Genomic DNA, 21068 nt, shown 5'->3' with positions numbered 1-21068 from the left:
CAGCCGGTGCTCGAGCACCCAACCCGGAAGAGGTCTGTGATGGTCGTTGCTGGATTGGTGCTCGCCGCGCTGGCCGCCCTGGTGCACGTCTACATCTTCGTCATGGAGTCGTTGACCTGGACGAGCCCGAAGACGCGTGCCGTGTTCGGGATCGGCGCCGAGGAGGCCGAGGCGACCAAGGAGCTGGCCTTCAACCAGGGCTTCTACAACCTGTTCCTCGCCATCGTCACGGCGGTCGGCATCGTCCTGTACCCGGTGTGCTCCGCAGCGGTCGGCGCCGCCCTGGTGTTCGCCGGAGCCGGCTCGATGGCAGCCGCCGCGGCGGTGCTGTTCATCTTCTCGCCCGACAAGCGCAGCGCGGCTCTCAAGCAGGGCGTGATCCCGCTGCTCGCCGTCGTGGCCCTGGCGATCAGCGTGGCGCTGAGCTAGCCAGGAACTCCAGCAGGAGCTGGTTGGTCTCCTCGGGGCGCTCCTGCTGGACCCAGTGTCCACACCGGGGGAGTACCACTGAGCGAGTGAGGCCCGGCAGGGTCTGGTCGAAGCGTTCGATCTGGCGGCGACCGGTGATCGCGGGCCCGTCGTACTCGCCGGCGACGAAGAGCGACGGCACCCTGATCGGCACGTCGCTGAAGGCCGCCAGATCCTCCCAGTCGCGGTCGATGTTGCGGTAGCGCGCGAGCGGTCCGAGGAAGTCGGAGTCGGCGAACTCGCGGGCGTAGAAGTCGACATCGGCCTCGGTCAGCCACTCGGGCATCTCGGTGGGGTAGACGAACTGGTCCGAGAGCCGGTCGCCGCGTGGCACCAGTCCGAGCGCCCCGCGCGGATCCCCACCGGCGGCGAGCACGCCGTCGCCCGAGATCGAGTAGTAGATGCCGAGCAGCCAGCGGCGTACGTCGAGCAGGATCTCGGCCTCGACGACACCCGGGGTCTGGAAGTAGGAGATGTAGAAGTCTTCGTCGTCACCACCGGCCTGCGCCATCGCCTCCGTGGGCCGACGGCGTCCGGAGGGGCTGAACGGCACCGACAGACCGGCTACGGCGGTGAAGACGTCCGGCCTCAGCTGAGCCGTTGTCCAAGCGATGGGAGCGCCCCAGTCGTGCCCGACGATGGTGGCCGTCTCCGCGCCCAGAGCGTGCACCAGGCCGAGGTTGTCGCCGACATGGCGCAGCATCCGGTAGTCCTCGATGGAACTCGGTTTCGAGGAGCCGCCATATCCGCGGACGTCGATCGCGACCGCCCGGTAGCCCGCGTCGGCGAGCGCGGCGATCTGGTGGCGCCATGAGTACCAGGACTCCGGGAACCCGTGCACCAGGATCACGAGCCTGCCGTCCGCCGGCCCTGACTCCACCCAGTGGAGGTCGATTCCGTTGACGTGTTCGGTGCGGTGAGTCACAGCGGTGTCGGCCACGGCTGGAGTCTGCCACCTCACCGGATTTCTGCGATAGTGCCCCCTATCGCAGAAATGTTCGAAAAGGCTGTAATATCGGGGGATGTGAGCGTACCTGACGATGGTGTGATGTTCGGCGATGTCGTCGAGGACTTCCTGACCGACCGGGCCACACTCACGCGCCGCGGGCTCAACGACAAGTCTCGCAACGCGTACCGGCAAGACATCGCCGCCTGGGCGCGGCAGCTGCATGTCGATGCGGGCGGCGAGCCTGATGCCGAGGTGCTGGCGCTGGTCCCGATCTCGGCGCTGACCGACCAGAACGTACGCATCGCCTACAGGTCGCTGCGCGAGAGCTCGGCCGCGGCCACCTGTCAGCGCCGCGTCGGCACGCTGCGGCTCTTCACCCACTGGCTGCAGCTCGAGGGACACCTGCTGGTCGACCCGACGCTGCGGATCGAGGCACCTGAACGGCCCAGTCGGCTGCCGGCCGGCTGGAGCGTCGACGAGCTCCGCCGCCTGGCGCGGGTCGCTTCGACCCCACGCGAAGGCACCGACCGGCGCCGCTGGCCGGCTCGCGACCGGGCGATCTTCGCGGTGCTGGTCACCACCGGCGTACGTGCCGCGGAGCTGTGCGGCCTCACCATCGGCTCCATCCGGCGCGAGCCCGACGGCGAGACCCTGGTGCGGGTCATCGGCAAGGGCGACAAGCAGCGCAACCTGCCACTGCCGCCCGAGGCCGTCGATGCGGTCGACCTCTACCTGGTCGAGCTGGAGGCCCGTTTCGGCGCTCGCGACGCGGCCGACAGCCTGTTCGTGCTGACATCGGGCAAACAGCTGCGTCCCGGCGCTCTGAACCACCTGGTCGAGACCTGGATCCGTCTGGCCGGCGTCCCGAAGCAGCCTGGCGAAGCCGCGCATGCGTTTCGGCACAGCGCCGCCAAGGGACTGATCCGTTCCGGCGTACCGGTGCCTGCCGTACAAGGACTGCTCGGTCACGAAGATCTCAAGACCACCGGGATCTACGTCAAGGCGACCGCCGCCGACACACGCGACGCCGTGCTGCTGTCGCCGGCGCGCGAAGTGCTGCGAGAGACGGCTGCGCCACCACCCGACTGAACGCGGAGGTTCACCTCTCTGGCTTGACCGCGCGGGTTGCGATGTAGGCGGACAGGTGCTGGGCCGTGACGTCTGCGTGGTGCGGCGCTTCGCTGAGGTGGGTCAGGACGAACCCGGCTGCCAGCTGTCCGCCGATCTGTTCGGTCAGCGAGTGGCTGTACTCGATCGGGCCGCTTCCGTAGGCGTGCATCCGGTCGGCCTCGGAGAGGTCGAGCGAGCTGAACGGGAGGCAGTGACGTACCACCAGCTCCTGCCGGTCGAGCGCCACCTCGTCGAAGATGTAGACGTCCGGGTTCATGAAACCGACCATGAGCGTCCCGCCGGGGCGCAGCACCCGAAACGCTTCCTGCCAGACCTGCGTCAGGTCGGGACAGAACACGTTCGACACCGGGTTGACGATGACGTCGAAGCTGGCGTCGTCGAAGACACCCAGGTCGCGCATGTCGCCGAGCACGGTGCGAAGCTCCAGCCCGTCACGAGCGGCGACCTCGTCATCGCGAGCCAGCTGCTTGGGCGAGTTGTCGAACACGGTCACCGAGGCGCCCGCCGCCGCGAGGACCGGACCTTGCTGGCCACCGCCGGAGGCAAGGCAGAGCACCCGGGCACCGGCCAGCTCGGACGGGAACCAATCACGCGGGATCGGCTCGTGGCCGATCAGAACCACCGACCAGTCGCCCTGACGTGCCTTCGCGATGATCTCGGGACCAACCGGCCGGGACCATTCGTTGTCGTTGTCGACCAGTTCGTCCCACGCCACGCGGTTGTGTGCGGTCGGGTCGAAGTCTTCAGTCACAGCAGCGAACCCTAGCCGCTCGACCCCCTGTTTCAGCCGTTGGATTAGTCGCCGATAATGCACATTATGTCAAGTAGCGTCACGTGAGTCCCCTCCTACGGCGGTCCCCCGCTGTACCGGAACTCGATGACGTGGCGTCGTAGGAATGGTTGCCGCGACCGCGCCGGATGACGCTGGCGTCATGACATCCATCAACGAACTCCGCAAACAAGTGACGCGGGTCGTCGCACCCGACGATCCCGACTACGAAACGGCTCGAGCCGTCTGGAACGGAATGATCGACCGTCGCCCGGCCGCTGTCGTCCCTGCCGCGAACGTCAACGACGTCATCGCCGCAGTGAACTTCGCACGCGACGCCGGCCTGCCGCTGGCCGTACGCGGCGGCGGGCACAGCTCGCCCGGTTACGGGACGATCGATGACGGCTTGGTCATCGACCTGTCCCCCATGCGTTCCGTCGAGGTCGATGCCACGGCGCGAACCGCTCGCGTGGGCGGCGGCGCGACACTGGCCGACCTCAACGAAGCCACCCATGCCCACGGCCTCGCCGTGCCCGGCGGGATCGTGTCCACGACCGGCGTCGGCGGTCTCACGCTCGGCGGCGGCATCGGCTACCTCACCCGTGGTTTCGGTCTCTCGATCGACAGCCTTCGCTCAGCCGACGTCGTCACCGCGGACGGACAGCTCCGTCGCGCCAGCGAGTCCGAGAACGCCGACCTGTTCTGGGCGCTTCGCGGAGGCAGCGGCAACTTCGGGGTCGTCACGAGCTTCGAGTTCGACCTGCATCCTGTGGACCAGGTCGTCGTCGGACTCTTCTTCTACGAGCTGGAGCACGCCGGCGACCTGCTGCGGTTCTTCCGCACCTGGATCCCCGAAGCCGACGAACGCTACGGGGCCTTTCCGGCGTTCCAGGTGGCCCCTCCCCTCCCCTTCCTCCCGGAAGAGCGCCACGGCGACACGCTCTGCGCCGCCGTCGTCCACTGGAGTGGGCCGGTCGAGGAGGGCGAGGCGGCGATGCAGCCGTTCCGTGACCTCGCGCCGCGCGTCGGCGAGATGGTCGGGCCGATGCCGTACCCCTGGCTCAACAGCGCCTTCGACGACCTGTTCCCCCATGGCGTACGCAGCTACTGGAAGGGCAACTACGTCACCGAGCTGACCGACGAGGCGATCGAGGTGCACCTGGCCCACGGCCCGAAGGCGCCGAACGCGAGCTCGACGATGCACCTGTACTCGATCAACGGGGCGGCCTCCCGTGTCGGCCCGACGGACACCGCGTTCTCCTACCGCCATGCGACGTTCTCGACGGTCATCGTCTCCGCCTGGCCGGACGCCTCCGACGACGACGCCCACATCGCGTGGGTCCGCGACTACGCCACCGCGCTCACGCCGCACTCCGAGGCCGGCGGCTACGTGAACTTCATGTCCGACGACGACCAGGGCCGCGTCACCGAAACCTATGGCAGCAACTACGCGCGACTCAGGAAGGTCAAGCAGGCCTACGACCCGGAGAACCTGTTCAGTCACAACCAGAACATCGCGCCTTGACGACGCCGGTTCGCCGGCGCCAGGGCGTGGCGCGGGACCACACGAGGCGGTCCCGCGCCACGGAGTCGCTACTCGGTCACTTCTTGATGAAGTCGAGGATGTCCTGGATCAGCTCCTGCTGGTACGCACCGAAGATCCCGTGCGGAGCGCCCGGGTAGACCTTGAGCGTGCCGTCCTGGACCAGCCCGATGGACTTCAGCGCCGCGTTCCCGATCGGCACGATCTGGTCGTCGTCGCCGTGCGCGATGAAGATCGGTACATCGAGCGCCTTCAGGTCCTCGGTGAAGTCGGTCGCCGAGAAGGCCGCGACACACTCGTACGCCGCCTGGATCCCGGCGAGCATCCCCTGGCGCCAGAAGTCGTCGATCGCGCCCTGCGACGTCTCGACGCCGTCACGGTTGAAGCCAAAGAACGACGGCGCGAGCTCGCGGTAGAAGTTCGATCGGTCGGCGAGCACGCCGGCCCGGATCCCGTCGAAGACGTCGATCGGGAGGCCCTCGGGGTACGCCTCGGTCTGGAGCATGATCGGCGGGACCGCACCGATCGTGACGACCTTGGCGACGCGTCCGTCGCCGTGCTGGGCCGCGCACCGGACGACCTCTCCCCCGCCGGTCGAGTGGCCGACGAAGACCGCGTCACGCAGGTCGAGATGCTCGACGAGCTCGGCTAGGTCGCGCGCGTAGGTGTCCATGTCGTTGCCCTGCCAGGGCTGGGCGGACTTACCGTGGCCACGGCGGTCGTGGGCGATCACCCGGTAGCCGGCGTCGGCGAGCGTCTTGCGCTCGAGCGACCAGGCGTCCGAGCTGAGCGGCCAGCCGTGGCTGAACACGATCGGCTGACCGCTCCCCCAGTCTGAGTAGTGGATGTCGGTGCCGTCGGACGTGGTGAAGAAGGGCATGGTGCTCCTGTTGGATCGGTGAGCGAGGACGCCACAATCGTCGCCCCATACACCGCCCCGAGTCGCCTGCCCGAACGGCCGCGAATCCCTCGGAAACGGACGCGTCAGGCCAGGACGAGCCGGTCGACGTAGGCGTTTGCCGACTCGCGCAGCTCTCGCCGCGACGTCGCCGTGGCCCCGGCCTGGATCAGAGCCTGCGAGAAGAGCAGGATCTCGCGCGCCAGCGTGCCTGCTCCGGTGCCGGTTCCGATGCGGGCCGCGATCCGCTCCTCCATCACCTCGAGGGTCCGCCTGCAGATGTCGACCACCTCGGGGTCGCGGTCGGCGAGCTCTGCCAGCGACCGCACCATGAGGCAGCCGAGGCGCCGCGGATCTCCGGTGCAGTCGTCGGCGATGCGCAGCAGGTAGCGGCGTACGGCTTCACGGGCTCCGCCCTCCCCCGCCAAGGCGTCGGTCGTCAGGGTGATCCTGCCGCCGCAGTAGGCCTCGAGGGCGGCGAGGAAGAGGCCGCGCTTGCTCCCGAACGCCGCGTAGATGCTGCCGTTGCCCGCGCCGGTGTGCTCGGCGAGGTCATGCATGGAGGTTCGCTCGTAGCCATGCTCACGGAACACGTCGAGCGCTGCGTCACGTACCGCCGTGACTGAGATCTCCCGAGGTCTGGCCATTCCCCGAATGTACCGGTCTTCATGACCACCGTTATGGAATACTCAATCCATAACCTGGAGAGGATGTCGATGGCTGGTACGAGGCGACGGATCGGGTTCCTCCTTTTCGACGGCGTGAAGGCGCTGGACTACGTCGGTCCCGCAGAGGTATTCGTGGAGGCGAACCAGGCGACAGAGGCGTACGAGGTGGTCCTGCTCTCGCCTTCGGGCGCCGCGGTGACCTCGTCGATCGGCGGCGGTGTCGCTGTGAGTGCCGCCGCAGCCGACGCCCCATCGCTCGACACGCTCATCGTGCCGGGCAGCGAGCGTGCGCCGTCGGCCTTCGTGACCGACGAGCTGCTCACCGCCGCGCAGACCCTGGCCGGCCGGGCCAGACGCGTCGTGTCGATCTGCAGCGGGGCGTTCGTGCTCGCGGAGCTCGGCCTGCTGGACGGGCGCAGCGCGACCACCCATTGGAAGTTCACCGACGACCTGGCACTTCGGTTCCCTCTCATCGACGTGCAGCCGGACCGGATCTTCGTACGTGATCGCCACGTCGCGACATCCGCCGGCGTCGCCGCCGGCATCGACCTTGCGCTGGCCCTGGTCGAGGACGACCTCGGCGCGGCAACCGCCCAGCGGGTCGCCCAGGGGCTCCTCGTCTACCTGCGACGCTCGGGCGGACAGACCCAGTTCTCCGCTCCCCTGCGCGCTGTGGCGGTGCCCGAAAGCCCGGTGCGTGTCATCACCGAGCTCATCGCCCAGGACCCGTCGTACCGGCACAGCGTCATCTCACTGGCGCGTCACGTCAGCATCAGCCCGCGCCACCTCACGCGCCTCTTCCATGACGAGGTCGGGATGAGCCCAGCCGAGTACGCTGCCAGCGTACGTTTCGATCTGGCGCGGAGCTGGCTGGAGGCCGGCCGCTCGGTGGCGCAGGCGGCCTCCGATGCCGGTTTCTCGAGCGCCGAGGCCCTCCGCCGCACCTTCGTCGCACGCCTGGGCGTCTCACCTTCGGCCTACCGCCGCGGCATCCGCACCCAGATCGGAGTCACAAGGTCAGGACCGGCGACTCTCACCTTCGCGCAGGGCAAGGATCGTGCGGGCGTCGGCAGCCGTAGCGACCGCCAGCGCTGACGCGGCGATCTTCGGCCCGATGTTGCCCTCGCTGCGCGCGAGGCTCACGCAGTACGCCGCGATCGCAACATTGAGGCCGGCGCGAGCCGCCATCCAGGGCAGCCGGCGGCGACCCGCCAGCAACCCGGGCACCAGCGCCAGGTCCGCGACACCGATCGCTCGCAGCGCCGTGGGGTGATCACCGAGCTTCAGCGCCCGGCCCACCTGCTTCGGCGCGAGGAGGATGGCTGCCCCGATCGGCAGCGTGGCCAGTCCTACGAATGCGGCCGAGCGCCGCGCACTCTCGTGGTCCATGAGAACCATCTTGTCCGACGGCTGGTGATCTCCCGCGGGATGTAGAGACGATGGGAACGTCTCCGTTCATGGAGTGAATGCGACCAGCCGAGGTCGCCACATCCGAGGAGACGCAGATGTCGAACACCATGCAGCCCGGCGAGATCGACGAGGTCCTCAGCCGTCCGCTGAGTCAGGAGCTCCTGGCGCGTGACCTGACCCGCCTGGCGTACGTCGCCAAGGACGGGACTCCGAGGAACGTCCCGATCGGGTTCGCCTGGAACGGCTCAGAGGTCGTCATGTGCACCACGCCCAACTCCCCCAAGCTCATCTCGCTGCGCCACAACCCGGTCGTCGCGCTGACCATCGACACCGAGGTGCACCCTCCCAAGATCCTGTTCATCCGCGGCACGGTCGAGCTCGACCTCGTCGAGGGAATCCCCTGGGAGTACCTCCAGATGAACGGCTCCTACGAGATGACGCCGGAGCAGCGGGTCGCCTGGGAGGCCGAGGTCCGCTCGCTGTACGACCGCATGGTCCGGATCGTCGTCACCCCGACCTGGGCGAAGCTGATCGACTTCGAGACCACGCTTCCGACCCAGGTCGAGGAGCTGGTCCATCAGCGTGCGGAGCGCGACGCCGCCCGTACTCACTAGGACTTTCCGCGAGCCGTTGCACTCCCCTGGCCTGGGCGCTGATGGGCGCCACTGTCGTCTGACGCCGAGGGACCGGGACGACCCGTGTCACGACACGTCTCAGTCCTTGTCGGGACCGTTGGCGCGCACTCGCTCGACGTTGACCAGTGACTGCTGGAGCTCCTCGAGCCACTCGCTCGAGTGCTGCTGGACGAGCTTGACGCACCAGCCGAGCGCGTCGCTCCGGCTCCGGGCGACGCCGCCGGAGACCAGCAGGTCGAGGACGGCGCGCTCGGGCTGACGCAGTCGGGTCATGACCGGCGCCGAGACATTGGTGAAGAGGTGCCGCTCTCCCCCGATCTCGACTGCCCACGACACCTTCCGGTCGAACTTGCGTTCGGCCTGCCGCGCGACGGCCATCCGGTCCTCGCGGGTGCGCTCGCGAAACTCGCTCGCCCGCCCCTCGTTCGCAGCTGCCCGCTCTTCGTCCGAAGCGCCCTCGGCCGTCTTCGGCTCCTTGATCCGCCCGACAACGGTGATCTCCTCGCGGTCGACCACCACATCGACGATCTCGTCGTACACGCCATCGGGCAGTCGTCCGCTGAACCACCCGCGCACCTCGGTTGTAAGCATGTAATTATGCTTACTCGGTAACTCGACGATTTCAAGGGGAGCTACCGCAGCCCAGCGGTCCCGGCCACCTCGACGACAGCGATCGCGGCAGCGACCGCCGCGGTGACGTGGACGCGGCGGCGCCCCAGGAGCAGGTATGCCGCCAGCGCGGCCACCACCAGCGCCGCGCCGAGACGCCACCACAGGTGGCCCTCGGCCAGCGGGTGGCGGACCACCACGAGGGCGGCGACCACGAGCGACAGATGCGTACGCCGCCAGGCGAGCTCGGTCCGCTCGGGCTGCAGCCCCGGGTCTCCGCCCATGCCGGCCCCGTTCACACCAGCAGGGCCATCGAGACGAGCGCGACCGAGCCGAGCACACCGAAGACCAGGGCAAGCGGTGCTCGGCGGGTCGGCAGGGCGTCACGCATGCGGATCGCCCGCTCGCTGCGTACCCAGCTCCACCAGGACCACGCGGCGCACCCGGCCGCGAGGATCGCGAGACTGAGCGGAGCGAGCACGGCCAGGGCGGTGCCGCCGCCCACCTCGAGAGTGTCGACGGCGACCGCGACGGCGAGGAACGCCAGCGAGGTGCGGATCCAGGCCAGGAACGTACGCTCGTTGGCCAGCGTGAACCTGACGTCGGGCTCGTCGCTCGAGCTGTAGAGCCAGCTGTCCAGCCGGCCCCGGCGTACGCGGGTCACGAGGCAGGCTGCGTGAGGGCCCCGGCGTCTGTGTCGGTCCGGGAGTGGCGGCCGGTCACGCCGGGAACGAGTGCCGCGGTGATGGTGAACAGGACCGTCGCCACCCAGGCGATCGTCATCCAGCGCTCCCAGCCGCCTGTCGCCTCGACCACTCGCGGTGCGAAGAGGACCGTTGCCAGGATGAAGGTGCGGTTGAGCAGGTGGTTGAGACCGAAGGCTCGGCCCTGGATGTCAGGGTGGACCTCCTCGACGTGCTCGGAGAAGCTCGCCATCCACGGGCCGAAGATCGCTGCGAGGGCCACTCCGACGCCGATGAACAGGACGAGCACCAGGCTCGAGGACGCCTCGCTCCCCCGGCCCATGAGCGCCAGGAAGGCGCCGAGGAAGATCACGGCGGCGACACCGCCGCCGACCATGAGAGTCTTGCGGCGCTGCGTACGGTCCGAGAGGCGGGCGAAGACCAGGCTCATCGCCAGGTTGCTCAGCCAGAAGACCATCGTCATCGCCGAGGCGGCACGGACCGAGACGCCGAACTGCTGGACGAGCATCGTCTGGGCGTAGGCGTTCATGGTCGCCAGCAGGACGTAGAGGAACGACATCGCCAGCACGTGGGTCCAGAAGGCGCGGCGTGCGAGGAGGAGGCTCAGACCCTTCCCGCCCTGGGGAACCTCGACCGTGTGGGCCTCGCGCTCGGTGAGGCGCACGGCGCGGCGGACCTCCGGGGCGAGGTCACGCAGGGTGAGGGCGACCACGACGGCACCGACCAGAGCGGCGCCGGCCATGATGAACAGCTGCGAGCGCCACTGGTTGCCGAAGACACCCAGGGTCGCCGAGGCCACGGCGGCGGCGAAGAAGTTGGCGCCGACCGAGCCCCAGCTCCAGAAGGCGAACGCCTGCGCGCGGCCCATCCGCGGGGTGAAGTCGCGGATCAGTGGCTGGGTGCCGGCGACAGCGACGCCCTCGACGAACGCGAGCACGATCCTGGCGAGCGCGAAGTGGCCCACCGAGTCCGCGGTCGCCATGAACAGGCAGGCGGCGGCGGAGAGGAACATGAACGGCACCAGGATCCTCACCCGGCCGACGCGGTCGGCGAGCTCCCCGCCGAGGTAGCCGGCGAGGGCACCGAAGATCAGCGACGCGGCCGTGATGAGGCCATACGTCTTGAGCGACATCCCGAGGTCGTCGAGCAGCAACGGCAGGACGGGGGCCAGCTGACCCTCGAACGCCGAGATGAACAGGGCGAGCACGACGACAGCCAGCAGCACGCGACGGCGCGCTCCGACTGGGTACTCGGTGAGCAGGGTGCGGTAGGACACGGAGATCCGCCCTTCAAGATATTAGACAGAGCGTCTAGTAACGGTCATCACGTCCGACTGTAGGGTCAGTGACCCGCACCACACAAGACACCGTGTCCACATCAGTGCCGCAGTCAGCGCGCGTCCGGATCGAATCCCGTCGCCCAGAAGCGTCCGCGGCGGGACAGCTCGACGAGCGTCTCGACGACCTGGTCGGTGGCCGGCCGCGGCTCCGGGGCGTCCAGCCACCACAGCAGCACGGCCATCTGCTCACCGACCCACGCCCGCGCCAGCACCTGAAGATCCACCCGCGGGCGCACGGCATGTGCCTTCACTCGCGCCGTGAACGTCTCGTGGGCAGTGGTGCTCCAGGCGTCCTCGAACGCGCGCCGGCCGCGCCCGTCCCCCTCGCCCCGCAGGATCATCCGGTACGCATCAGGCTGCTCGATCGCATGCCGGAACACCTCGGCCACCGGCTCTCCCGTGAATCCGGCGTCCTCAGGGGCCAGCACCTCGGCCAGTCGCTCCTTCAGGTCCAGGAGGACCGATGACACCACGTGGTCATAGAGCGCCTCCTTGTCCTTGAAGTGCGTGTAGAAGGTCGCCCTGCCGACGTCGGCCGCAGCGACGATGTCCTCCACCGTCACCGCGGCGTAGCCACGCTCGAGCACCAAGGAGACGAGCGCATCACGAAGCGCTCCTCGCGTTCGCCGGCTGCGCCGGTCCTCAACCACGGTCATGGGCACTGTTCTAGCACTTTGCCGAACAGCTGGACTGGTTCTGGACACTGTGTCTATTATCTCGGTGACCGCGCTCACAGCAGCGAACCCGACAACCAGGAGGGCATCCGTGAATCTCGGCAGCTATCTCACCCGCACCGCGACCTTCACCCCCGACGCCACCGCCCTGGTCTCCGGCGCCGACCGATGGACCTACCGCCAGCTCGAGGACGACACCAACCGGCTCGCCGCCGCCCTCATCGCCCGCGGCTGCACGCCGGGCACTCCCGTCGCCACCCTCGCCACCAACAGGGGCGAGCTGGTCGTCGCAGAGATGGCGATCTGCAAGGTCGGCGCGCTCCGAGTCCCGATCAGCGCCCGACTCGCCGCCGCCGAGGTCGAGCACGTACTTCTCGACGCGGCCGTGAGGGTCGTCTTCACCGGCGGCACCCACCTCGAGCTGGTCCGCAAGATCATCGACGCCCACAGCCTGGACGCTCTCGTCGTCGACCTCGACAACGGCATCGTCCCGGACCCCGGCACGACGGCGTACGAGGCCCTGCTCGCCGACGGCTCCACAGACCCGGTCGCCGTCGACGTCGACGAGGACGCTGCGGCGGTCCTCAACTTCACCTCCGGCTCCACCGGCACCCTGAAGGCGGCGGTCCAGACCGTCGGAAACCGGCTGGCCAACATGCGCAAGCTGGCGATGAACCCCTACGGCTCGCTCTCCGCCGAGGCCGTCTATCTCGCCCCCGGACCGATCACCCACGCCAGCGGCATGGTGATCCTCGGCTGCTTCTTCCGCGGCGCGGCCGTGGTCGTGCTGCCGGCCTTCGAGGTCGAGGCCTACCTCGACACCCTCGAGCGCGAGCGGGTCACCCACACATTCGTCGTGCCGGTCATGCTCAACCTGGTCCTCGCCTCCCCCACTCTGCGCGAGCGCGACCTCTCCGCGCTGCAGAGCATCACCGTCGGCGGCGCCCCGGTCAGCCCGGCGCGGCTGCGCGAGGCCGTCGAGGCATTCGGCCCGGTGGTCAACCAGGGCTACGGGCAGGGTGAGACGACCAGCGCGATCACCTTCCTCAGCTCCGAGGACGTCGTCCGCGGCATCGAAGAGGACCCGGAGCTGCTGCTCTCCTGCGGCCGCCCGGTCTACGACACCGAGGTGATCGTGGTCGACGACGACCACAACCCGCTGCCCGCCGGCGAGATCGGCGAGATCGTGGCGCGCGGTCCGGACTGCGTCCGGGAGTACTTCCACGCACCCGAGGCGACCGCCGAGACCTTCCGGGACGGCTGGGTGCACACCGGCGACCTGGGCCGGATCCGCGAGGACGGGTTCGTCTTCATCGTGGACCGGAAGAAAGACATGATCATCTCGGGCGGCTACAACGTCTACTGCTCCGAGGTCGAGGCAGCGCTCTACGAGCACCCGGCCGTCAGCGAGGCCTGCGTCGTCGGCGTGCCCAGCGAGAAGTGGGGCGAGACCGTGAAGGCGTACGTCTCCCTCGCCGCCGGCATCACCGCGACCGAGGAGGAGCTGCGCGACTTCTGCCGCACGCGTCTCTCGGGGGTGAAGGTGCCCCGGATCATCGAGTTCGCCGACGCGCTCCCCCTCAACCGCAACGGCAAGGTCGACCGGCGGGCGCTACGGGAGCGCGACTGGGCCGGCACCGAGCGGAAGGTCGGCTGAGATGACTTTCTCCCTCACCCCGTCCTACCCCGACAACCCGCGCCTCGACGAGCTGGTGACCCGGCTGCGCGAATACCTCGAGGGCGAGCTCGCCGACTATGAGCGCGGGCTCGGCCTGGGCCCGGAGACGCCGCTGGACCGCTCGATGCTGGAACCGGTCTGGCAGCGCAGCCGTGAGCTCGGCTTCTACGGCATCCACCTGCCCGAGTCGCTCGGTGGACAGGGACTGAGCTTCACCGAGCTCGCTGCCCTCAAGGAGGAGATCGGTGCGTCCGGTCGCCAGCTCGCCACCAGTGTGCTCGGTGACATGGGCGGCCCGCTGCGGGTCGGCGCCATCTTCGAGCACGCGAGCGAGCACCAGGTCGAGAAGTACCTGATGCCGGTCGTCCGCGGCGAGCGTGCGTGCTGCTTCTCGATGACCGAGGACGACGCGGGGTCCGACGTACGCCGGATGCGGACCACGGCCACGCCCACCTCCGGCGGCTTCCTGGTCAGCGGTCGGAAGGTGTTCAGCACCGGCGGCACCTTCGCCGACTTCGCGATCCTGGTGGCCCGGATGGCCGGCGAGGAGGAGTCGTACGCCGCGTTCTTCGTCGACCTCGACTCCCCCGGCTGCCGGGTGCTGCCCGGCGACCTGCCGCTGTCGGGGCAGAACATCGAGAGCGACGTCGTGCTCGAGGACTGCTTCGTGCCGCAGGAGAACCTGCTCGGCGAGATCGGCCAGGGGCTGCGGATCGCGCTCGGGCGGGTCACCGCCAACCGCCTGCTGCACTGCCCGACCGCGCTCGGTGCCGCCCGCCGCGCGCTCGCGCTGGCACTCGACTTCGCCGCGCACCGCACCGTCTTCGACGGGCTGCTGCTGGAGAAGCAGGCGATCCAGCATCGGCTCGCCGACATGGCCACCGACTACTACGCCGCTCGGTCGATGACCTATGACGCCCTGGCAGACCTGGACGCGGGCAAGCGTCCGCGCATCGAATCGTTCATGTGCAAGCTGTTCGTGGCGGAGCGGTCCTTCGAGATCGCGGACGCGGCGCTGCAGCTGCACGGCAAGGCCGGCATGATCCGTGGCGCGGAGATCGAGGTGATCTGGCGGCGGCTGCGGATGTTCCGGGTGCTGACCGGCTCCTCGGAGATCCAGCGCAACGGCGTCATCCGCGATCTCGTGAAGTCGCTGGGGGCATCATGACCGACCTCCACCAGGAGGAGGCCGACGCCCACCGCGGGTTCATCGCCGCGCTGAAGCCCGGCGTCGTGACCAGGGCCGACGGCACCGTCGCGTTCGACGCCGACGCCGACGCCTTCCTCGACTCCCCCGCGCCCGCCACCGCACACGCCGGGCTGTGGCAGCACAGCCGGCTCACCTCGCTGCAGGGCCTGTTCGAGGTGACTGGCGGCATCTACCAGGTCCGCGGCCTCGACCTCGCCAACCTCACGATCGTCGAGGGCGAGCGCGGGATCATCGTCATCGACACCCTCACCACGGCCGAGACCGCGGCCGCCGCGCTGCGGCTCTACCGCGAGCACCGCGGGGACCGGCCGGTCACCGGGGTGGTGCTGACCCATCCCCATGCCGATCACTTCGGCGGCATTGCAGCCGTGCTCGCGGCGGCGGATGATGACGTACCGGTCATGGCGCCGGAGGGATTCCTGGAGCACGCGGTCTCGGAGAACGTCTACGTCGGGCCGGCGATGGGCAGGCGGTCGGGCTTCATGTACGGCAGCCGGCTGCCGGTCGCGCCGGACGGACACGTGGGCTGCGGTCTCGGTCCCCGGCTCGCCTCCGGGACCATCGGGCTGGCAGAGCCGACCGACTCGATCACCCGCACCGGGGAGAGGCGCGTCATCGACGGCGTGGAGCTGGAGTTCCAGCTCACTCCGGGAAGCGAGGCGCCGGCGGAGATGAACATCTACCTCCCCGGTCAGCGGGCGCTGCTTCTGGCCGAGAACGCCGTGCACTCCCTGCACAACATCATCGCCCTGCGCGGGGCCGAGGTGCGCGACGCCCGGCTGTGGGCGCGCTATCTCACCGAGGCGATCGATCTGTTCGCCTCGCGCTCCGATGTCGCGTTCGCGACCCATCACTGGCCGACCTGGGGAGCGGAGCGGATCGAGGCGTTCCTCGCCGGGCAGCGTGACGTCTATGCCTACCTGCACGACCAGACCGTACGTCTCATCAACCGCGGCCTGACGCCGAAGGAGATCGCCGAGGAGCTGGTCCTGCCGCCGGCCCTCGACGCGCAGCCGTCGACGCGCGGCTACTACGGCTCGCTGAGCCACAACGTGAAGGGCATCTACCAGCGCTATCTGGGCTGGTACGACGCCAACCCGGCCCACCTGTGGGAGCTGCCTCCCCGAGAGGAGGCGACCCGCTGGGTGCGGCTGCTCGGTGGCGCCGGTGCCGCGGCGGCCCGGGCCCGCGAGATCCTCGCCACCGGGGAGACCGATGACCTGCGGTTCGCGGTCACGCTGCTCAACCACGTCGTCTTCGCCTTTCCGGGAGAGCAGTCGGCCCGTGAGCTCCTGGCCGCGGCGTACACACGGCTCGGTCACGGGGCGGAGAACGCCACCTGGCGCAACATCTACCTCACCGGCGCCCGGGAGCTCGTCGACGGACCGATGGCGGCGCCCCGCGGTGGTGGACGCGGCCTGCTCGCCGCCCTCACCGTCTCGCAGTTGCTCGACTCCTTGGCGATCCGCGTCGACGGCCCCCGTGCGTGGGACCTCGATCTGCGCATCGACTGGCACCTCACCGATCACGACGACACCCCCGAGGGCGGCTGGTGGCACACCCGACTGCACAACGGAGTGCTCGTACAGCGGCGCGACAGCCTCCCGGACCCGGCCGCGGGCCTCACCCTGACACTCGCCCGACGGCAGCTCGCCGGGCTGCTGGGCACGCGGAGTCTCGACGGGATCGAGCACTCCGGTGACCTCGGCGTGCTCCAGCGGCTGCTGGGGGTGCTCGAGGCACCCGAACCGGCATTCCCTATCGTGACCGCGTGACCGACGACACGCCTGCCACGGGTCTGACCGAGCTCCACGCCCGCCGCTTCCTGACGACCGACGCGGCGCGAGCCGACAAGGTCGCCCGGTGGCACGCCAAGGGACGGCGTACGGCTCGGGAGAACATCGCCGATCTCGTCGATCCGGGCTCGTTCGTCGAGTACGGGAGGTTCATCACCGCCGCCCAGGAACGCCGCCGTGACCTGGCCGATCTTGTCGTCGAGACGCCCGCCGACGGGATCGTCGGCGGGACTGCCACCGTCGCCGGGAAGCCGTGCGCGGTGCTGTCCTACGACTACCTGGTGATGGCCGGCACCCAAGGCATGCGCGGGCATCGCAAGTCGGACCGGCTGATCGAGGTCGTCGGGCGGATGCGGCTGCCGTCGGTCTTCTTCACCGAGGGCGGCGGCGGTCGTCCCGGCGACACGGACATCCCGCTGGTCTCCGCGCTCGACGTCGGCTCGTTCGCGCTCTGGGGCGAGCTCGAGGGCGTCGTACCGCGGATCGCCGTCGTCTCCGGACGCTGCTTCGCAGGCAACGCGGTCCTGGCCGGCTGTGCCGACCTCCGCATCGCCACCCCGGACGCCAACCTCGGCATGGCCGGGCCGGCGATGATCGCCGGTGGCGGGCTCGGCAGCTTCGCACCCGAGGAGATCGGGCCGGTCAAGGACCAGACCGCCAACGGCGTCATCGACCTGCTCGTCGAGGACGAGGCGGCAGCCGTCGAGGCCGTACGCAGCATCCTCTCCTACCTCGAACCCAGCGCCGACGGCGGCGAGGCCGGCGACCAGACCGATCTGCGGACGCTCCTCCCCCACAACGACCGCGAGGCCTTCGACGTACGTCCGGTCGCTGAAGCCCTCGCCGACATCGACTCGGTGACCTGGCTCCGTGAGGCGTACGCACCCGAGCTGGTGACAGCGCTGGCGAGGATCGACGGGATCGCTGTCGGCGTGATCGCCAACCAGTCGACCCACCTTGCCGGCGCCCTCACCAGCGACGCGTCGGTCAAGGCCGCAGACTTCCTCGCGCTCTGCCAGCGCTGGGGCCTCCCGGTTGTCTCGCTGGTCGACACGCCGGGTTTCATGGTCGGCCCGGAGGCCGAACGTGGCGGCCTCGTCCGTCACGCGTCCCGGCTGGTCGTCGCCGGTGCGCAGCTGTCGACCCCGCTGGTCGGGGTGATCCTGCGCCGCGGCTACGGGCTCGGCGCGCAGGCGATGCTCGGCGGCAGCACCCACCGTCCGCTGCTCACCGTCGCGTGGCCCGACGCCCACCTCGGTCCGATGGGCCTGGAAGGAGCGGTACGCCTCGCCATGGCCGCCGAGCTCGCCGAGATGCCCGAGACCGAGCGTGAGGAGCGGGTCGCCGCGCTCACCGAGGAGTACCGCAAGCAGGCCAGCGCCCTCAACGCCGCACGGATGTTCGAGATCGACGACGTCATCGACCCCGCCGAGACCCGCACGGTCATCGCCGCCACGCTGCGCCGCGCGCGGTAGCCCGACGTCAGATCGACTTCAGCCGCGGCACCAGGTCAACAGCCGCGGTGGCCCAGGGAACCGGGTCGACGTACGGCGTGGGCATGAGGCCGACGAGCGTGATGCCCAGGGCGGCGTACTCCTCCATCGACTTCAGGAAGGCGTCCGGGTCCTCGACCGAGGGTCCCTGGAAGAGCATGGTCTTCTCGATCGCGTCGTAGTCGGTGCCGAGGTCGTCGCAGTGTCCGCGCAGCACCTCGAGCTTGTGCCTGACGGTCTCGACCGCCTCGGGGCTCGCAGCGCCGAAGAGGTTGGTGCCCTGTCCGTACTTGGCGACCAGGCGGAGCGTCTTCTTCTCGCCTCCCCCGCCGATCAGGACCGGGACCGTCCCGTTGACCGGCTGCGGGAGCGAGATCGTCTCGGCGAGCTGGTAGTGCTTGCCCTCGTAGGCGCCGTCGTTCTCCGACCACATCTGGCGGCAGATCTCCAGGGTCTCCTCCAGGCGCTCGAACCGCTCGGCGGTCGACGGGTAGGGCACGCCGAGCCCCTGGTGCTCGCGCTCGTACCACGCCGCCCCGATGCCCAGCAGCGCGCGGCCACCGGAGAGCCGGTCCAAGGTGGTGACGATCTTCGCGAGCAGTCCTGGGTGGCGGTAGGTCACTCCGGTGACGAGCAGGCTGAGACGCACGTTGTCGGTGATCCCGGCCAGGTAGCCCAGCGTGGTGTAGCCCTCGAGCATCGGCTCGAAGGGGCCGCCGGCCTGCTCCATCTGGAACCAGTGGTCCATGACGGTGAACAGGTCGATGCCGCCCTCGTCCGCGATGCGGGCCGTCTCGGTCAGCTTGTCGGCCAGCGTGGTCTCCCACTCGGGGTGGGTGAACGAGAAATAGTGGAGTCCAAGATCCATACCTCAGACGCTATGTCTTCGAGCGCGCTCGAAGACATAGCGCTCAGACAGAACGGGAATCGTGACGGGCCGTACGTAACGGCGAGCCGGCAACGACCACAACCGCGACGACGAAGAGCGCCACGGCCACCCACAGGGCCAGGCGGAGCCCCAGGAGCTGCGCCACCAGCCCACCGGCCAGCGCGCCCACCACCGCGCAGGTGCGGTTGGCGGACCGGATGGTCGCGTTCATCCGCCCCTGCAGGTCATCCGGGGTCACGGACTGCCGGTAACCCAGCGAGTTTGCGTTCCCGACGCCCATCCCGAACCCGGCCAGTACCTGAGCGGCACCGAGCAGCACGATGCCGGCGACGGTGGGTGGCGCCAGCGCTGAGCTCCCCCACGCCACCGGCGCGACCACGAAGCCGAGCAGTGTCGCACCGCCCGCACCGAGACGGCGCCCGGCCCGCACGGCGAGCAGCGATCCGAGCAGGCCGCCGACACCGGTGAACGCCAGGACGACGCCGTACGCCACCGCGCCGAGCCCCATCTCGCGAAGCGCGAACGGCGCGAACGCCGTCATCGCCATGGCATTGCCGACGAACCAGACGTGGGTGGAGATCGCGTGCGGGGCGATGGTGCGATGGTGGTAGACGAAACGCGCGCCGTCGGCGATGTCGCCCACCACCTCGGCGGGCGTGCTCGGCCGGCGTGGCAGTGCCGGCTCAGCGACGCGTACGCGCGCGTTCAGGACCGCGCCGAGAGCGCAGGTGAGCGCATCAGCAAGGACGGTGAACGGCGCCCCGATGACGGCGACCATCCCGCCACCCAGAGCCGGCCCGGAGGTCGCCGCGACGGTGTCGCCCTGGTCGATGCGAGCATTCGCCGAGAGCAGCGCGCTCCTCGGCACCAGTCGAGGCAGGAGCGCCTGGCGAGCCGCGATCTCGAGGACCGAGAGCGATCCGACCACGAAGAGCACCGCGGCCAGAAGCGGCAGCGAGAGCGCGTCAGCCAGCCAGAGCACCGGGATGGCGAGCAACGCGACCGCCTGCGCCGCATTCGACCAGACCAGCAGCGGCTTGCGCCGCACCCGGTCGATCAGGACGCCGGCGAAGACCCCCAAGAAGGCGTACGGCAGCACTCTGGCCGCATTGACGATGCCCACCTCCGCGGGCGTAGCGACGAGCACCTGGACGACGAGCACCTGAACCGCGACGGTCGAGACGGCGGAGCCGAACGAACCCGTCGTGGAGGCGGTCCAATACCGGACGAAGGCCGGCAGCCGCATCGCCTCGTCGCTCACGCAGCTTTACCCTAGTAGTCGCCACGGACGCCGCGACTGTCAGGCCCTGGCGTTCGTCTCCTGCTCGGACAGCTCCGCGATGTGCTTCTGACCCCACTCCCCCAGCGGCTGGAGGGCGGCGATGAGCTCGGCTCCGGCCGGGGTCGGCCGGTAGAGGACCTGCACTGGTGTCGACGGGATGACCTCACGCACGATGAAGCCGTCGCTCTCGAGCTCCTTGAGGCGCAGGGCGAGCATCCGGTCGGAGATGCCTTCGACCGCGCGACGGTACTCCCCGAAGCGTCGGGCGCCGCCCACGGCGGCGAAGAGGATCGCGCCGGACCAGCGCTGCCCGACGCGCTCGAGGGTGCGCTGGAAGATGGCGCAGGAGCTCTCGTCGACCTGCACGTCATGAATGGTCACTTACTCAGCGTAAGTTGCTAATGCCTCAGTTGCAAGGTGGCGTCACGGTCCCACAGACTCTGCGGTTGGCGGCTGATCGGCCTGCCTCGAGATCGCCCGCTGGAGCGGGCCACCCAAAGGAGTACACGCGTGTTCATCGCGTACATCGTCGTCTCGTCCCTGCTTGCTCTCGCCTGCCTGGTGTCCGGGACGATCAAGGTGACCAGGCAGCCAGCCATGGTCGAGCAGCTGGGCGGGCTCGGCGTCGCGGCCAGGTACGTGCCCGTTCTCGGTACGCTGCTCGTGCTCGGCGCCATCGGCCTGGTCGTGGGCAACTGGGTCGGCATCCTCGGTGTCGCAGCCGCGGGTGCGCTCGCGCTCTACTTCATCGGCGCCATCATCACCCACCTGCGTGCCGGCGACGCCAAGGGCTCGGTGCCCACGGTCGCACTCGCGGTCGTCTCCGCCGCTGCCCTCGTCTTGCGGGTGCTGTCGCTCTGACCCCAGGGACGCTGACGGCGCTATGCGCCTGAGGTTTCAGGGGCATAGCGCCGCCGGTCTTG

Annotated in this window: 23 protein-coding genes; 10 read left to right on the top strand and 13 right to left on the bottom strand. The window is 69.4% G+C overall.

The features are described from left to right. Nucleotides 1–39 precede the first annotated feature (39 nt). On the top strand, nucleotides 40–429 hold the full coding sequence (locus tag ACFWQC_RS20525; RefSeq protein WP_378682088.1) for a DUF1304 domain-containing protein: 390 nt from the start codon (nucleotides 40–42) through the stop codon (nucleotides 427–429). On the opposite strand, the gene ACFWQC_RS20520 is transcribed toward ACFWQC_RS20525, so the two are convergent. Beyond that, complete coding sequence (locus ACFWQC_RS20520; protein WP_378682085.1) at nucleotides 410–1408, bottom strand: alpha/beta fold hydrolase; 999 nt, start codon at nucleotides 1406–1408, stop codon at nucleotides 410–412. The two genes, ACFWQC_RS20525 and ACFWQC_RS20520, sit on opposite strands and share 20 nt — an antisense overlap. Before the next feature lie 84 nt (nucleotides 1409–1492). Between ACFWQC_RS20520 and ACFWQC_RS20515 the strand changes: the two genes are divergently transcribed. After that, nucleotides 1493–2506 (top strand): tyrosine-type recombinase/integrase, encoded by a 1014-nt coding sequence (locus ACFWQC_RS20515; protein ID WP_378682082.1) that lies wholly within the window; start codon nucleotides 1493–1495, stop codon nucleotides 2504–2506. Between the two features lie 10 nt (nucleotides 2507–2516). Here the strand turns inward: ACFWQC_RS20515 and ACFWQC_RS20510 are convergent, their stop codons facing one another. Continuing rightward, nucleotides 2517–3299 carry a class I SAM-dependent methyltransferase gene (locus ACFWQC_RS20510; protein WP_378682079.1) on the bottom strand — a complete coding sequence of 261 codons (783 nt, stop codon included), beginning with the start codon at nucleotides 3297–3299 and terminating at the stop codon, nucleotides 2517–2519. 181 nt (nucleotides 3300–3480) lie between these two features. On the opposite strand from ACFWQC_RS20510, the gene ACFWQC_RS20505 reads away from it, so the two are divergent. Beyond that, nucleotides 3481–4842 carry an FAD-binding oxidoreductase gene (locus ACFWQC_RS20505; protein ID WP_378682076.1) on the top strand — a complete coding sequence of 454 codons (1362 nt, stop codon included), beginning with the start codon at nucleotides 3481–3483 and terminating at the stop codon, nucleotides 4840–4842. Nucleotides 4843–4918: 76 nt separating this feature from the next. On the opposite strand, the gene ACFWQC_RS20500 is transcribed toward ACFWQC_RS20505, so the two are convergent. Both ACFWQC_RS20500 and ACFWQC_RS20495 read right to left on the bottom strand, forming a co-directional pair. Beyond that, the gene (locus tag ACFWQC_RS20500) at nucleotides 4919–5740 is read right to left on the bottom strand and encodes an alpha/beta fold hydrolase (RefSeq protein WP_378682073.1); all 822 of its coding nucleotides are present in this window, start codon (nucleotides 5738–5740) and stop codon (nucleotides 4919–4921) included. 104 nt (nucleotides 5741–5844) lie between these two features. Continuing rightward, nucleotides 5845–6405 (bottom strand): TetR/AcrR family transcriptional regulator, encoded by a 561-nt coding sequence (locus tag ACFWQC_RS20495; RefSeq protein WP_378682070.1) that lies wholly within the window; start codon nucleotides 6403–6405, stop codon nucleotides 5845–5847. A gap of 69 nt (nucleotides 6406–6474) precedes the next feature. On the opposite strand from ACFWQC_RS20495, the gene ACFWQC_RS20490 reads away from it, so the two are divergent. Continuing rightward, complete coding sequence (locus tag ACFWQC_RS20490; protein ID WP_378682067.1) at nucleotides 6475–7521, top strand: GlxA family transcriptional regulator; 1047 nt, start codon at nucleotides 6475–6477, stop codon at nucleotides 7519–7521. Here ACFWQC_RS20490 and ACFWQC_RS20485 read toward each other — a convergent pair. Further along, on the bottom strand, nucleotides 7444–7815 hold the full coding sequence (locus tag ACFWQC_RS20485) for a hypothetical protein (protein WP_378682064.1): 372 nt from the start codon (nucleotides 7813–7815) through the stop codon (nucleotides 7444–7446). The genes ACFWQC_RS20490 and ACFWQC_RS20485 overlap by 78 nt on opposite strands. 116 nt (nucleotides 7816–7931) lie before the next feature. Here ACFWQC_RS20485 and ACFWQC_RS20480 point away from each other — a divergent pair, with 116 nt between their 5' ends. Further along, nucleotides 7932–8450 carry a pyridoxamine 5'-phosphate oxidase family protein gene (locus tag ACFWQC_RS20480; protein ID WP_378682061.1) on the top strand — a complete coding sequence of 173 codons (519 nt, stop codon included), beginning with the start codon at nucleotides 7932–7934 and terminating at the stop codon, nucleotides 8448–8450. Nucleotides 8451–8549: 99 nt separating this feature from the next. Here the strand turns inward: ACFWQC_RS20480 and ACFWQC_RS20475 are convergent, their stop codons facing one another. From ACFWQC_RS20475 to ACFWQC_RS20455, 5 genes are all read right to left on the bottom strand, one after another. Further along, nucleotides 8550–9062: a hypothetical protein gene (locus ACFWQC_RS20475; RefSeq protein WP_378682058.1), complete on the bottom strand. Its 513-nt coding sequence runs from the start codon at nucleotides 9060–9062 to the stop codon at nucleotides 8550–8552. Nucleotides 9063–9103: 41 nt separating this feature from the next. After that, nucleotides 9104–9364 (bottom strand): DUF202 domain-containing protein, encoded by a 261-nt coding sequence (locus tag ACFWQC_RS20470; RefSeq protein WP_378682055.1) that lies wholly within the window; start codon nucleotides 9362–9364, stop codon nucleotides 9104–9106. An 11-nt stretch (nucleotides 9365–9375) separates the two neighbouring features. Beyond that, nucleotides 9376–9744 (bottom strand): YidH family protein, encoded by a 369-nt coding sequence (locus ACFWQC_RS20465; RefSeq protein ID WP_378682052.1) that lies wholly within the window; start codon nucleotides 9742–9744, stop codon nucleotides 9376–9378. After that, nucleotides 9741–11060 carry an MFS transporter gene (locus tag ACFWQC_RS20460; RefSeq protein ID WP_378682049.1) on the bottom strand — a complete coding sequence of 440 codons (1320 nt, stop codon included), beginning with the start codon at nucleotides 11058–11060 and terminating at the stop codon, nucleotides 9741–9743. Before ACFWQC_RS20460 ends, ACFWQC_RS20465 begins: the two co-directional genes overlap by 4 nt. Nucleotides 11061–11173: 113 nt before the next feature. After that, complete coding sequence (locus tag ACFWQC_RS20455; protein ID WP_378682046.1) at nucleotides 11174–11779, bottom strand: TetR/AcrR family transcriptional regulator; 606 nt, start codon at nucleotides 11777–11779, stop codon at nucleotides 11174–11176. 109 nt (nucleotides 11780–11888) lie between these two features. On the opposite strand from ACFWQC_RS20455, the gene ACFWQC_RS20450 reads away from it, so the two are divergent. Genes ACFWQC_RS20450 through ACFWQC_RS20435 form a run of 4 tightly spaced genes read left to right on the top strand, consistent with a single transcriptional unit; the run spans nucleotide 11889 to nucleotide 17956 of the window. Continuing rightward, on the top strand, nucleotides 11889–13454 hold the full coding sequence (locus ACFWQC_RS20450) for a class I adenylate-forming enzyme family protein (protein WP_378682043.1): 1566 nt from the start codon (nucleotides 11889–11891) through the stop codon (nucleotides 13452–13454). A gap of 1 nt (nucleotide 13455) precedes the next feature. Beyond that, nucleotides 13456–14643, top strand: a complete 1188-nt coding sequence (locus ACFWQC_RS20445) for an acyl-CoA dehydrogenase family protein (RefSeq protein ID WP_378682040.1) — start codon at nucleotides 13456–13458, stop codon at nucleotides 14641–14643. Continuing rightward, nucleotides 14640–16460 carry an alkyl/aryl-sulfatase gene (locus tag ACFWQC_RS20440; RefSeq protein ID WP_378682037.1) on the top strand — a complete coding sequence of 607 codons (1821 nt, stop codon included), beginning with the start codon at nucleotides 14640–14642 and terminating at the stop codon, nucleotides 16458–16460. Before ACFWQC_RS20445 ends, ACFWQC_RS20440 begins: the two co-directional genes overlap by 4 nt. Next, entirely contained in the window at nucleotides 16457–17956 is a 1500-nt protein-coding gene (locus ACFWQC_RS20435; RefSeq protein WP_378682034.1) for an acyl-CoA carboxylase subunit beta, read from the top strand. Before ACFWQC_RS20440 ends, ACFWQC_RS20435 begins: the two co-directional genes overlap by 4 nt. A 7-nt stretch (nucleotides 17957–17963) precedes the next feature. Here the strand turns inward: ACFWQC_RS20435 and ACFWQC_RS20430 are convergent, their stop codons facing one another. From ACFWQC_RS20430 to ACFWQC_RS20420, 3 genes are read right to left on the bottom strand one after another with little or no spacing between them, the layout of a single operon-like run. Then, entirely contained in the window at nucleotides 17964–18842 is an 879-nt protein-coding gene (locus ACFWQC_RS20430; protein WP_378682031.1) for an LLM class F420-dependent oxidoreductase, read from the bottom strand. Between the two features lie 43 nt (nucleotides 18843–18885). Beyond that, nucleotides 18886–20124 carry an MFS transporter gene (locus ACFWQC_RS20425; RefSeq protein WP_378682028.1) on the bottom strand — a complete coding sequence of 413 codons (1239 nt, stop codon included), beginning with the start codon at nucleotides 20122–20124 and terminating at the stop codon, nucleotides 18886–18888. 39 nt (nucleotides 20125–20163) lie between these two features. Beyond that, the gene (locus ACFWQC_RS20420; protein ID WP_378682025.1) at nucleotides 20164–20526 is read right to left on the bottom strand and encodes a winged helix-turn-helix transcriptional regulator; all 363 of its coding nucleotides are present in this window, start codon (nucleotides 20524–20526) and stop codon (nucleotides 20164–20166) included. Between the two features lie 129 nt (nucleotides 20527–20655). Between ACFWQC_RS20420 and ACFWQC_RS20415 the strand changes: the two genes are divergently transcribed. Continuing rightward, nucleotides 20656–21006: a DoxX family protein gene (locus ACFWQC_RS20415; protein WP_378682022.1), complete on the top strand. Its 351-nt coding sequence runs from the start codon at nucleotides 20656–20658 to the stop codon at nucleotides 21004–21006. The last annotated feature ends 62 nt before the right edge of the window (nucleotides 21007–21068 follow it).

The organism is Nocardioides sp. NPDC058538, assembly GCF_042719275.1.
Classification (GTDB): domain Bacteria; phylum Actinomycetota; class Actinomycetes; order Propionibacteriales; family Nocardioidaceae; genus Nocardioides.
The sequence above is the reverse complement of the archived record's forward strand: the minus strand, read 5'-3'. Positions and strand labels throughout refer to the sequence as shown.

Bases quoted from the DNA above. Each gene is read 5' to 3' on its own strand.
- ACFWQC_RS20525 (WP_378682088.1), top strand. From the start codon at position 40: ATGGTCGTTGCTGGATTGGTGCTCGCCGCGCTGGCCGCCCTGGTGCAC.
- ACFWQC_RS20505 (WP_378682076.1), top strand. From the start codon at position 3,481: ATGACATCCATCAACGAACTCCGCAAACAAGTGACGCGGGTCGTCGCA.
- ACFWQC_RS20500 (WP_378682073.1), bottom strand. From the start codon at position 5,740: ATGCCCTTCTTCACCACGTCCGACGGCACCGACATCCACTACTCAGAC.
- ACFWQC_RS20495 (WP_378682070.1), bottom strand. From the start codon at position 6,405: ATGGCCAGACCTCGGGAGATCTCAGTCACGGCGGTACGTGACGCAGCG.
- ACFWQC_RS20490 (WP_378682067.1), top strand. From the start codon at position 6,475: ATGGCTGGTACGAGGCGACGGATCGGGTTCCTCCTTTTCGACGGCGTG.
- ACFWQC_RS20485 (WP_378682064.1), bottom strand. From the start codon at position 7,815: ATGGACCACGAGAGTGCGCGGCGCTCGGCCGCATTCGTAGGACTGGCC.
- ACFWQC_RS20480 (WP_378682061.1), top strand. From the start codon at position 7,932: ATGTCGAACACCATGCAGCCCGGCGAGATCGACGAGGTCCTCAGCCGT.
- ACFWQC_RS20475 (WP_378682058.1), bottom strand. From the start codon at position 9,062: ATGCTTACAACCGAGGTGCGCGGGTGGTTCAGCGGACGACTGCCCGAT.
- ACFWQC_RS20470 (WP_378682055.1), bottom strand. From the start codon at position 9,364: ATGGGCGGAGACCCGGGGCTGCAGCCCGAGCGGACCGAGCTCGCCTGG.
- ACFWQC_RS20455 (WP_378682046.1), bottom strand. From the start codon at position 11,779: ATGACCGTGGTTGAGGACCGGCGCAGCCGGCGAACGCGAGGAGCGCTT.
- ACFWQC_RS20445 (WP_378682040.1), top strand. From the start codon at position 13,456: ATGACTTTCTCCCTCACCCCGTCCTACCCCGACAACCCGCGCCTCGAC.
- ACFWQC_RS20440 (WP_378682037.1), top strand. From the start codon at position 14,640: ATGACCGACCTCCACCAGGAGGAGGCCGACGCCCACCGCGGGTTCATC.
- ACFWQC_RS20430 (WP_378682031.1), bottom strand. From the start codon at position 18,842: ATGGATCTTGGACTCCACTATTTCTCGTTCACCCACCCCGAGTGGGAG.